Source organism: Bacillus massiliigorillae, assembly GCF_000380245.2.
GTDB classification, from domain to species: Bacteria; Bacillota; Bacilli; order Bacillales; family DSM-1321; genus Bacillus_AD; species Bacillus_AD massiliigorillae.
Window position 1 is genome coordinate 2,444,529 of sequence record NZ_HG428741.1, and the last position, 11,594, is coordinate 2,456,122.

Annotated in this window: 11 protein-coding genes and 1 pseudogene; all 12 read right to left on the reverse strand. The window is 36.7% G+C overall.

Features of this window, described 5'->3' with window-relative positions; all coding sequences use genetic code 11:
* Positions 1-24: 24 nt before the first annotated feature.
* Positions 25-984: a polysaccharide deacetylase family protein gene (locus TX86_RS11240; RefSeq protein WP_042348853.1), complete on the reverse strand. Its 960-nt coding sequence runs from the start codon at positions 982-984 to the stop codon at positions 25-27.
* 310 nt (positions 985-1,294) lie between these two features.
* The gene (pnp, locus tag TX86_RS11245; protein ID WP_042348854.1) at positions 1,295-3,409 is read right to left on the reverse strand and encodes a polyribonucleotide nucleotidyltransferase; all 2,115 of its coding nucleotides are present in this window, start codon (positions 3,407-3,409) and stop codon (positions 1,295-1,297) included.
* Between the two features lie 284 nt (positions 3,410-3,693).
* A complete protein-coding gene (gene rpsO / locus TX86_RS11250) occupies positions 3,694-3,963 on the reverse strand; it encodes a 30S ribosomal protein S15 (RefSeq protein WP_042348855.1) in 270 nt (89 codons plus the stop codon).
* Positions 3,964-4,094: 131 nt separating this feature from the next.
* Positions 4,095-5,042, reverse strand: a complete 948-nt coding sequence (gene ribF / locus TX86_RS11255; protein WP_042348856.1) for a bifunctional riboflavin kinase/FAD synthetase — start codon at positions 5,040-5,042, stop codon at positions 4,095-4,097.
* A gap of 36 nt (positions 5,043-5,078) precedes the next feature.
* Positions 5,079-5,997, reverse strand: a pseudogene (truB, locus tag TX86_RS11260) (tRNA pseudouridine(55) synthase TruB).
* 101 nt (positions 5,998-6,098) lie between these two features.
* Complete coding sequence (gene rbfA, locus TX86_RS11265) at positions 6,099-6,464, reverse strand: 30S ribosome-binding factor RbfA (protein WP_042348857.1); 366 nt, start codon at positions 6,462-6,464, stop codon at positions 6,099-6,101.
* An 18-nt stretch (positions 6,465-6,482) separates the two neighbouring features.
* On the reverse strand, positions 6,483-6,761 hold the full coding sequence (locus tag TX86_RS11270; protein ID WP_042348858.1) for a DUF503 domain-containing protein: 279 nt from the start codon (positions 6,759-6,761) through the stop codon (positions 6,483-6,485).
* Positions 6,758-8,929, reverse strand: coding sequence for a translation initiation factor IF-2 (gene infB, locus TX86_RS11275; protein WP_042348861.1), 2,172 nt, complete (start codon positions 8,927-8,929; stop codon positions 6,758-6,760). Before infB ends, TX86_RS11270 begins: the two co-directional genes overlap by 4 nt.
* Before the next feature lie 19 nt (positions 8,930-8,948).
* A complete protein-coding gene (locus TX86_RS11280; protein ID WP_042348862.1) occupies positions 8,949-9,251 on the reverse strand; it encodes a YlxQ family RNA-binding protein in 303 nt (100 codons plus the stop codon).
* A 7-nt stretch (positions 9,252-9,258) separates the two neighbouring features.
* Complete coding sequence (gene rnpM, locus TX86_RS11285) at positions 9,259-9,531, reverse strand: RNase P modulator RnpM (protein ID WP_042348863.1); 273 nt, start codon at positions 9,529-9,531, stop codon at positions 9,259-9,261.
* A 14-nt stretch (positions 9,532-9,545) separates the two neighbouring features.
* Positions 9,546-10,733, reverse strand: coding sequence for a transcription termination factor NusA (gene nusA / locus TX86_RS11290; protein ID WP_042348866.1), 1,188 nt, complete (start codon positions 10,731-10,733; stop codon positions 9,546-9,548).
* A gap of 34 nt (positions 10,734-10,767) precedes the next feature.
* Entirely contained in the window at positions 10,768-11,241 is a 474-nt protein-coding gene (gene rimP / locus TX86_RS11295; RefSeq protein WP_042348867.1) for a ribosome maturation factor RimP, read from the reverse strand.
* Positions 11,242-11,594: the final 353 nt, after the last annotated feature.

Consider the following 11,594-nt stretch of genomic DNA (forward strand, 5'->3'; position numbering starts at 1 on the left):
TTAATTGAAACTTTTTCGCCCCGATTAATGCATAATTCTTTCTTCTTTCAATGCTTCAGATACCGTCGTAATATGTAACTGTTTCTTCTTAATGTTCACAATTAATGTCTCTAAAGATTTTGCCGATGTTTCAGTAGGATGCATTAATATGAAAGCACCATTGTGCATTTTGCTTAAAACTCTTTCTGTTAAAACAGCTGGAGTTGGCTTTTGCCAATCAATTGTATCAACACTCCACATAATTGTATCCATACCTAATTCGTCAGCAATTGTCACTGTTTCATCTCTAAATGCACCACTAGGTGGAGCAAACAAACTAGTTGAAACACCTGTGACGGCTTTGATTACATCGTTTGTTTCTTGAATCTCTTTCCGTATCAAACTAGATGATAGCCTTTGCATATTTGGATGCGTATAAGAATGATTACCAACCTCATGTCCCGCTCCAGTTATCATTTTCGCTAATTCTGGATTATTCTTTGTCCATCTTCCTTCGAGAAAGAAAGTAGCCTTCACATTATGCTTTTTAAGCACAGAGAGCATCTGTGGGATATATTCATTTCCCCAAGCAACATTTATTAGAAACGATGCAACAGGCTTATCCGGATGAGCGCGGTAAATAGGAGCAGCTTTCAATTGAGAAAGATGTACCTTCGGTCGTATTTGTTTATATATCAGTTTTTTTTCATCAAACACACCAGCATCTTTCATGACATTATAAGAAGAGAGTATATCTACTTTTAGGCCATTATATCCAGGAACAGTCTTCCACACAGAGTCTATCATAGCATCTTTTGGAGAAACTTCATATTCCTTCGCTTTTTGCTTTATTTCTTCTAGAAGAGGATCATTCTTTTTTACTACCGAAACAGATTGACTTTTTAAGGTGGTTACATATTGATCAATGCTCGGCGACTGCACCAACATCCATGATACTCCTCCTATCGCACATATCGCAATAAGCTGCTTCCACTTTTTACTCATTTGTACTATCCTCCTCATAAACATAACAAAAACAATCGCATTGTCATATACGAAATTTCATTTATTATTTTGTTACATATAAAAGATTCTTAGTACAGTTTTATGAAGAGTTTGTACATGATAGACTAAAAAAACCGTTACCGGTCTTTTTAAATTAATATTTTTGATTCATAGGTTACTACAAACTACAAAGGAAACGTCTGCTAGCAGTTAGTAGCCACCTACAATTATACCCATCCTATATGCTAAAAAAGAGTGTTCGAAAAGTAGATAACATACTCTCCGAACACCCTTTTTCATACATGTAAAATTAGCTCATTTGCTCTGCTTCTTTTTGTTCTTTTAGTACAGCTTTGCGAGATAAGTTTACTCGGCCTTGCTTGTCCACTTCTGTAACTTTTACAAGGATTTCATCGCCAAGTTTAACAACATCTTCTACTTTGCCAACACGTTCCATTGCCAGTTCAGAAATATGAACTAATCCATCTTTACCACTAAAGATTTCAACAAATGCACCGAACTTTTCGATACGTTTTACTTTACCAAGATATGTTTTACCAACTTCTACTTCACGAACTAAATCCTCAATGATTTGTTTCGCACGTTGGTTATTCTCTTCATTAGTAGAAGCAATGAAGATTGTACCATCTTGTTCGATATCGATTTTAACACCAGTTTCTTCAATGATTTTATTGATTTGCTTACCGCTTGGTCCAATAACATCACGAATCTTCTCTGGATTGATAGCCATCATAAGAATCTTAGGTGCATATTGAGAAAGCTGTGTACGTGGCTTGCTGATTGTTTGCATCATTGATTCAAGGATATGCATTCTTCCAGCCTTCGCTTGTTGTAATGCTTCTTCAAGAATTTGTCTAGATAAACCGTCAATCTTAATATCCATTTGAAGTGCTGTAACACCTTTTGCTGTACCAGCTACTTTAAAGTCCATATCTCCTAGGTGATCTTCCATACCTTGAATATCCGTTAAGATTGTATAGTGCTCACCCTTCTTAACAAGACCCATTGCAATACCTGCTACAGGAGCTTTAATTGGCACACCAGCATCCATCATAGCTAAAGTACTTGCACAAATACTTGCTTGAGATGTTGAACCATTTGATTCAAGAACTTCTGATACAAGACGAACTGTATATGGGAAGTCTTTTTCAGATGGAATAACAGGCTCAAGAGCACGCTCACCTAATGCACCATGACCAATTTCACGACGACCTGGTCCTCGAGATGGTCCAGTTTCCCCAACACTGTATTGAGGGAAGTTATAGTGATGCATGAAACGTTTAGATTCCTCAACACCTAAACCATCTAGAATTTGTACATCACCTAATGCACCTAGCGTACAAATAGATAACGCTTGAGTTTGTCCACGCGTAAATAATCCAGAACCATGCGTACGTGCAAGTAGTCCTGTTTCAGAAGATAATGGACGAATCTCATCCGGTTTACGACCATCAGGGCGTACTTTTTCTTCTGTAATTAAACGGCGTACTTCGTTTTTCACTAATTTATTTAAAATTTCTTTTACTTGCTTTAATTGAGCATCTTCCGCTTCTTGCTCCTCGTAATGAGCAACTACACGATTTTTTACAACTGTAATAGCTTCCTCACGAGCTTGCTTTTCTTTCACTTGAACCGCTTTATTAATATCTTCTTCACACATAGCCGTTACTTCAGCTAAAAGTTCTGCGTCAAGTTCATAAAGAGCGATTTCACGATTTTCTTTACCAACCTCTGCAACAATTTCCTCTTGGAAAGCGATTAATCGTTTAATCTCTTCATGCCCGAACATAATTGCTTCTAACATAACTTCTTCAGGAACTTCATCAGCTCCTGCTTCTACCATGTTAATAGCATCTTTTGTACCCGCTACTGATAAATTAATATCACTTTTTTCCATTTGTTCTACAGTTGGATTAATAATAAATTCTCCGTCTACTCGTCCAACGATAACACCAGCAATTGGTCCTTCAAATGGGATGTCTGAAATGCAAAGCGCGATTGATGACCCAAACATAGCAGCCATTTCCGAAGAACAATCTTGATCGACACTCATTACAGTACTAATAACTTGTACATCATTACGGAATCCGTCAGCAAATAATGGACGAATCGGTCTATCAATTAAACGACTCGCTAAAATCGCTTTTTCACTTGGACGACCTTCACGTTTAATAAATCCTCCTGGAATTTTACCAACCGCGTATAGTCTTTCTTCATAGTTTACTGTTAATGGAAAGAAGTCTACAGCCTTAGCTTCTTTTGATGCTGTAGCAGCTGTAAGTACTGCTGTATCTCCATAGCGAATTAATGCTGCCCCGCTTGCTTGTTTTGCTAGTTGTCCAACTTCGACTGTTAGCGTGCGTCCAGCCCAATCTATGGAAAATGTTTTTTTCGTTTGATCCATTGTTTTTAAAACCCCTCTCTACAATCTATACATAAGGTTAAATTATCTTTAATCATCTATTACATGTATGTAAAAGCGTACATTTCCTAACCCATACTAGTCTTATTATGCACGAAATATCGTATCATTAACAGTATAAAAAGAAAATGTATGCACATTTATCATTTTTTTATTATTATTTTACAAAAAAATCTTATTTACAAGAAAAAAGCGGGAAATATCCCGCTTTTTTTCAAAATGGGTATACCCCATTAGATTGTAAAGAATGAAAAAATCTCTACAGATTATCGACGTAAACCAAGTTTGTTGATTAGCTCACGGTAACGAGTAACATCTTTGTTACGTAGGTAAGTTTGTAAGTTACGACGCTTACCAACCATTTTTAATAATCCACGACGAGAGTGGTGGTCTTTCTTGTGAGTACGTAAGTGCTCGTTTAATGCGTTGATTTCTGCAGTTAAAACAGCGATTTGAACTTCAGGAGATCCTGTATCGTTCGCATGAGTTCTGTATTCTGCGATAATTTCGTTTTTACGTTCTTGAGTAATTGCCATTTGTATTCACCTCATAAATTTTTTAAAAAATTCCCTTTAGCTGAGCATAGCGTCGGTGACTCGACTAGCCAAGCACAGGTTCATTTTTGATACGTTTTACATATTACTATTTTATTGAGAAAAAAGCAAGTTTAGCGCGTGATTTTCTCAAAATATTGTTTTGCGTCACTCTTATCTTGTGAAATTTGCGCAATCAACTCATCTAAACCTGCGAATTTTTTTTCACTACGCAGTCTAATAAACCATTCAACGGTAATTTCATGGTCATAGATAGTATCTTCAAAATCAAAAATATGTACTTCAACATTAGGTCTATCAGGTTTTTCATCGTGAAAGGTCGGCTTGTAACCAATATTACACACACCATCATATGTTCGATTATTGACAGTCGCCTTTACAGCATATACACCTGTAGATGGAATGATATACTCATCACTTAGATGCACATTCGCTGTTGGGAAACCTAATTTTCTGCCACGTTTCTCACCATGAATGACAACACCTTTAGTAGCATAATTTCTACCAGCTAACCTATGAAACCCTTCAAAATCCCCTTCAAACAATAGGCTACGAATTCTTGTTGAGCTAATTTTCTCTTCAGCAAAGCTTAACTTTGGAACAATTGTTTGTGTAAATATCCCTCTCGCATGAAAAGGTAGCGTTTCCATTGTTCCTTTACCAAGCCTACCGTATGAGTAATCAAAACCAGCTGTAACGTGTTTAACATTTAATGCCAATAAATATTCATCAACAAATTGTTGAGGTAGCAATGATGCAAACGCCTCCGTAAAATTAGCTACAAATAAATAATCAACACCTAGCTGCTCAATAAGTGCCATTTTGTCCTCAATTGGTGTGATATAATGTACATCCTGACGACTTCGCAGCACAGCAAGTGGATGAGGATAGAAGGTCATTACCGCTGAACTCCATCCATTTGCTTTCGCCGTCTCTATTGCTGAAGAAATGACTGTCTGATGCCCTTTATGGACACCATCAAAAAAACCAAGGGCAATAGAAAGCGGAGGAAAATCATCTTTCGTATAAGTATGAGGATAATCTAGCTTAATTACTTTCAATTTCTTCTCCTCTTTCTCTTAAAGCCTTTCTCTCTCTTATAAACCAGTTCGTAAAACCTTAACTGGCTTAATATAATCAGGCTTACTGTCATGTATTTTATAAATAGCCAAAGCAACGTCATTATAAACTAACACGAATGGTTCCTCTGGATTAAAGCATATATTTTCTGGTTTCTGTAGTACTGCACCATTAAAAACTTTCATAGCTACTGTATCATTTATATCAATTTTCGGCAAATGGGTTAAACCGCACTCTAATGGCTGTAATAGCTCATGTTGGCGGTCTTCTAATACGTATTGCTCTACTTGCTCTAATGTAAAACAATCATCAAGCGTAAAGCTAGAAGACTGAATTCGAATTAAATCTGACATATGAGCTGGGTATCCTAATTTTTCTCCCATCATCACTGCTAATGTACGGATATATGTACCTTTTGAACATCTAGCTCGAAAACGAAAAGAGATTGTCTCCCCTTCAAAAACATCTCTTTCATCTAATAAAGTTAGTTCATAGATTTTTACTTTTCGGCTAGGACGTTCAATTTCAATACCAGCACGCGCATATTCGTAAAGCTTTTTTTCCATTTACTTTAACAGCAGAAAACATAGGAGGTGTTTGCTCAATTTCCCCTGTTAGTTTTTCAAATACTGCAAGGATTTCATTCCTAGTAAAACTTTCAGTAACAGGCTTTTGTTCAACGACTTCCCCACTTTTATCTTCCGTTGTAGTTGAGAAACCAATAGTAACTTCGCCTTCATAAGCTTTTCCTGCATCCGTTATATACTCCGCTATTTTCGTTGCACGACCAATGCAAATAGGCAGCACACCGGTAACATCTGGATCTAATGTACCTGTATGTCCTACTTTTTTCGTTTTTAATAGCTTTCTTAATTTAAACACACAATCATGTGATGTCATGCCTTTAGGTTTATTGAGAGGTAAAATCCCTTCCACGTTACACACTCCAGTATATGCTTTACTTTTCTTCTTTAGAAAATAGGCCGACCCCTATTATTCTTTTTCACAAAAGAAATTGTAGAAGTCAGCCTATAATATTACTCTTCGTTATTTTTATCGTCTTGTTCAGTATGAATTTGGTGAATTAGATTTTCAATGCGATGACCGTATTCTAACGACTCATCCCATTCAAAAGTGATTTCAGGCGTAATACGTAAACGGATACGCTTACCAATTTCAGAACGGATAAATCCTTTTGCTTTAGCAAGACCAATTAACGTATTCTGCTTTTGTTCTTCATTTCCAAGCACCGATACATACACAGTTGCTTGTTGAAGATCTCCTGTAACACGAACATCAGTAACGGTTACAAAACCGATTCTTGGATCTTTTAATTTACGTCCAATGATTTCGGTTAATTCTTTTTTCATTTGTTCACCAACACGATTTGCACGAAGGCTCATAACTATCACCTCGTTTTATTACAGCCATTGTATATCTGTTATAGTACGTTCTATCTCTGGAAAAGAATCTACCAACTTTAAAGCACGTTGTAGTTCTTTCTCTGATGCAATATGGGAAGAAGAAACTGTGACAACAGCAATCTTCGTACGTTGCCACAAATCTTGATAATCAACTTCCGCAACAGCTACATTATATTTTTGTTGAAGTCTTGTTAAAATACGCTGTAAAACTGCCCTTTTTTCTTTTAATGAATGCGCATCATAAATGATAGCTTCAAATTCAACGCAAACTATCACTTACGTTCAATTTCCACCATTACGTACGCTTCAATAATGTCGCCTTCTTTAATGTCATTGTAGTTCTTAACCGTAATACCACATTCATAACCTTGGGCAACTTCTTTTGCGTCATCTTTAAATCGTTTTAAAGCATCGATTTCGCCTTCGTATACAACAACACCTTGACGGATTACACGAACACCGCTATCGCGAGTGATTTTACCGTCGATTACGTATGAACCTGCAATTGTACCCACTTTAGATACTTTGAAAGTTGTACGTACTTCTGCTTGTCCGATAACCTTCTCTTCGAATTCTGGATCAAGCATACCTTTCATTGCTGACTCAATTTCTTCGATAACTTTATATATAATGCTATATAAGCGAACATCAACCTGTTCAGACTCAGCTGCACGTTTTGCATTGACATCTGGACGAACGTTGAATCCGATTACGATTGCATTTGATGCTGTTGCAAGTACGATATCAGACTCAGTGATTGCACCTACACCGATGTGAATGATTTTAACTTTAACACCTTCCACATCAATTTTTTGAAGAGAAGCTGCTAACGCTTCAGCAGAACCTTGTACGTCTGCTTTCACGATTAGGTTAATTTCTTTCACTTCGCCTTGCTTCATTTGTTCGAATAGGTTATCAAGCGTTACAACCGCTTTTTCACTACGTTGTGATTGAACATGCTGTTGCAGACGAGCTTCCCCAACTTGGCGAGCTGTTTTTTCATCTTTAAAGACAACAAATAAGTCACCAGCTTGAGGTACTTCATTCAAACCTGTAATTTCAACAGGAGTTGATGGAGCTGCTTCTTTTACACGACGACCAATATCATTAACCATTGCACGAACACGACCAAATGTGCTACCTACAACGATTGGGTCACCTATGCGAAGTGTACCGTTTTGAACTAGTAATGTAGCAACTGCTCCACGACCTTTATCTAACTGAGCTTCAATAACAGAACCTGTTGCAAGCTTATTAGGATTTGCTTTGAATTCTTCTACTTCACTTACAAGTAGAATCATTTCAAGTAATTCATCGATTCCTTCACCTTTTTTCGCTGACATTGGAACGAAGATTGTATCTCCACCCCAAGCTTCAGGTACTAAGCCATGCTCCGTTAATTCTTGCATTACGCGATCTGGATTTGCTGCTTCTTTATCCATTTTGTTAACAGCGATAATGATTGGCACTTCTGCCGCTTTCGCATGGTTAATCGCTTCAACTGTTTGTGGCATTACACCGTCATCAGCTGCAACTACGATAATAGCAATATCCGTCACTTTAGCACCACGAGCACGCATTGTAGTGAAAGCTGCGTGACCAGGTGTATCAAGGAATGTAATCTTCTTATCGTTAACTTCAACTTGGTAAGCACCGATATGCTGAGTGATTCCACCAGCCTCGCCTTCAGTTACTTTCGTGTTACGAATAGAATCAAGAAGTGTTGTTTTTCCATGGTCAACGTGACCCATAATTGTAACAACAGCCGGACGCTCATCTGTGTTTGGAGCAGCATCTTCTTCACTTGCAGTGTATGCTTCTAAGTCTGTTTTATCGATGATGATTTCTTCTTCTACTTCTACACCATACTCAGTACAAATTAGCTCAATAGCATCTTTATCTAAGCTTTGGTTAATTGTAGCCATTACACCTAATAAGAAAAGTTTTTTAATGATTTCAGATGGTTCACGATGTAATTTCTTAGCCAATTCACCAACTGTTAAAGACTCAGAAAACGTAATTTTTTCTGGTAGTTCTTTTTCTTTTCTTGGTGTATGCATTTGTGGAGCTTTATTTGTATTTTGATTATTTCTTTTGCCATTTTTTCGTTTATTTTTGTTAAATGGCGTTTGACCACTTTGTCCAGGTTTCTTATTCTGTCCAATTGGTGCTTTTTTCTTTAACTTTTGCTTACTTACACTATTTTCGTCATGACGATCTTCGTATTTATTCTCAATAGGAGTATCATCATTAGTATTTGTAGCTGTTTTTTGCCCTTGATTAGGCTTTTTATTATATGCTTGATCTAATTTTTTTACTGTAGGATCTTCGATTGTGGCCATATGATTAGTTACCTCTATATTCATTTCTTTTAGCTTTTCAATTATCTCTTTACTTGATACATTGTACTTCTTTGCGTATTCATACACACGTACTTTACTCATACGTTCACCCCCGTATAAATTAATGCACCAACGTTCTCAGCTTTTTGGCAAATCCTTCATCAAGGATTGCAATGACAACACGCGCATCTTTACCAATGGCATTGCCAAGCTGTTCTCTATTTTCTACTCTCACTAGAGGAACGTTATAATAACTGCATTTATCGGTTATCTTTTTCTCGGTATTGCTAGAAGCATCACTCGATAATAGAACCAATTTGGCTTTACCGCTTCGCACTTCTCTTATAACAAGTTCTTCTCCAGTTATAACTTTCCTTGCTCTATATGCTAAACCTAAAAACGATGCCCATGGTGGTTGATTCATCTGCTTATTACTTCTCCTTTTCCACGAGTTGAAGTAAATCTTCATATAGGCTAGGATCGACTGCCGCGTCTAGATGTCGGGATAAAACATCCTTTTTCTGTGCTGATAAAATGGCTTCTTTGTTCAAAGAAATATATGCTCCACGCCCTGATTTCTTACCAGTAGGGTCGATGGAAACCTCTCCTTCTTTCGAACGAACGATGCGAATCATTTCTTTTTTAGGCTTCATTTCGCCGGAAGCAACACATTTACGTAATGGTATCTTTTTACGACTTGACATAGTTATCACCTCAATTAATTGATATCTTCATCGTCGTTATATAAATCATCATAACTATCATCAATGCTTGCTTGACTTAATAAAGCATCATCTTCATCGTGCCCGCTTAAAAAGTCTTCTTCGTCATTAAGTAATGATTCCTCAGCTTGAACAGGATAAATACCTGCTTCTCTTGCATCGCTTTCACTCTTAATATCGATTTTCCAATTCGTTAATTTCGCAGCAAGTCGAGCGTTTTGTCCACGCTTACCAATCGCTAAAGATAATTGGTAATCAGGCACAATAACTGTTGTTGCTTTTTCCTCTTTGTTGACAATAACTTCTAACACTTTTGACGGGCTAAGTGCATTGGCAACGAATTCAACAGGATCTTCTGACCATTTAACAATGTCAATTTTTTCACCTTTTAATTCATTCACAATCACTTGAACGCGTTGACCTTTCTGCCCTACACAAGCACCAACTGGATCAACATTTGGAATATCTGTACTTACAGAGATTTTTGAACGATCTCCTGCTTCACGAGCAACAGATTTAATTTCAACTGTTCCATCAAAAATTTCAGGTACCTCTGTTTCAAAAAGACGTTTTAACAAACCAGGATGTGTTCTAGAAACGAAAATTTGAGGTCCTTTTGATGTTTTTTCAACTTTTGTAATAAATACTTTAATGCGATCATGTGGCTTGTATTGTTCATTCGGCATTTGCTCACTTGCTGGTAGCAATGCTTCAATTTTACCAAGGCTTACATAAATATAACGTGAATCAACGCGTTGAACGATACCATTCATGATATCTTCTTCACGGTCGATAAATTCAGAATAAATAATACCTCTTTCTGCTTCACGAACACGTTGTGTAACCACTTGTTTAGCAGTTTGAGCCGCAATACGACCAAAATCTTTAGGTGTTACTTCTAATTCTACTACATCTTCAACCACATAGTTCGGATTAATTCTTCGAGCATCCTCTACAGAGATCTCTAGACGAGAATCAAATACCTCATCTACAACGTCTTTTCGAGCTAATACTCGCATAGTTCCTCTACCAAGGTTTAAGTCAACGCGCACGTTTTGTGCTTGGTTAAAGTTACGTTTATAGGCTGATACAAGTGCAGCCTCAATTGCTTCTACTAATACATCTCTTGAAATACCTTTTTCCTTTTCTAAGAGAATCAGAGCATCTAATAATTCACTGCTCATCTGTTAATCCCCCTTACAACATTTTCTTTTATCATTATGAAAAAGTAACAGCAAGTCGTGCTTTTGCTACTTTTTCAGTAGGTATTGTAATTTCTTTTGTTCTTGTTTTAATCTTTATAGATAATTTAATTTCAGTTGGATCATATGAAAGCATAGTACCTTCAAACTCTTTGCTACCTTCAATCGGCTCATACGTTTTAACATTCACATGTTTACCGATTGATTTAAGAAAATCTTTTTCATTTTTCAACGGTCGCTCAGCACCTGGCGATGATACTTCCAAGAAATACACATGTGGAATAGGATCAGTTTCGTCTAGTTTCTCACTCAATTGTTCACTAACTACGCTACATTCTTCAATATCTACGCCTGCATCTTTATCAATAAACACTCGAAGGAACCAGTTCTTACCTTCTTTAACATATTCCACATCAACTAATTCTAATTGATGTTTTTCTAATATATCAGTTAAAAGCTCTGCTACAAGATCAGTAACTTTTTGACTCAAATAAATCCCTCCTATCAATTTAAGCAATTTTACTTAACAGACTTACTATACCCGCTCAAATGAGGAATACAACCTCCAACTAATTAGAGATGTATATTCCCGTAAAGTGGTTGATAGGTGTATTACCATTTACAATAATGATTACTTGCACCTTATGTAAAGTACCTTCGTATGCTCTAGTTAGTTTTCTCGAAGAAAGTTATTCATACTCCAATATCTTTGCTTTTTGAAAAAAATATATCGATACAATACGAAAGAGTGGGTTTCCCCACTCTTGGCCTGTGTCTCTTCTTAAGTAATTCTTATCTAAAAATATACCATAAAAGAAATCTTTATGCAAACGCCCTTCCGCT

What these genes read in the sequence shown, in the direction of transcription:
- rbfA (WP_042348857.1), bottom strand. Translation starts at nt 6,464, where the DNA reads ATGAGCCTTCGTGCAAATCGTGTTGGTGAACAAATGAAAAAAGAATTA.
- TX86_RS11280 (WP_042348862.1), bottom strand. Translation starts at nt 9,251, where the DNA reads ATGAATCAACCACCATGGGCATCGTTTTTAGGTTTAGCATATAGAGCA.
- pnp (WP_042348854.1), bottom strand. Translation starts at nt 3,409, where the DNA reads ATGGATCAAACGAAAAAAACATTTTCCATAGATTGGGCTGGACGCACG.
- rpsO (WP_042348855.1), bottom strand. Translation starts at nt 3,963, where the DNA reads ATGGCAATTACTCAAGAACGTAAAAACGAAATTATCGCAGAATACAGA.
- TX86_RS11240 (WP_042348853.1), bottom strand. Translation starts at nt 984, where the DNA reads ATGAGTAAAAAGTGGAAGCAGCTTATTGCGATATGTGCGATAGGAGGA.
- nusA (WP_042348866.1), bottom strand. Translation starts at nt 10,733, where the DNA reads ATGAGCAGTGAATTATTAGATGCTCTGATTCTCTTAGAAAAGGAAAAA.
- rnpM (WP_042348863.1), bottom strand. Translation starts at nt 9,531, where the DNA reads ATGTCAAGTCGTAAAAAGATACCATTACGTAAATGTGTTGCTTCCGGC.
- infB (WP_042348861.1), bottom strand. Translation starts at nt 8,929, where the DNA reads ATGAGTAAAGTACGTGTGTATGAATACGCAAAGAAGTACAATGTATCA.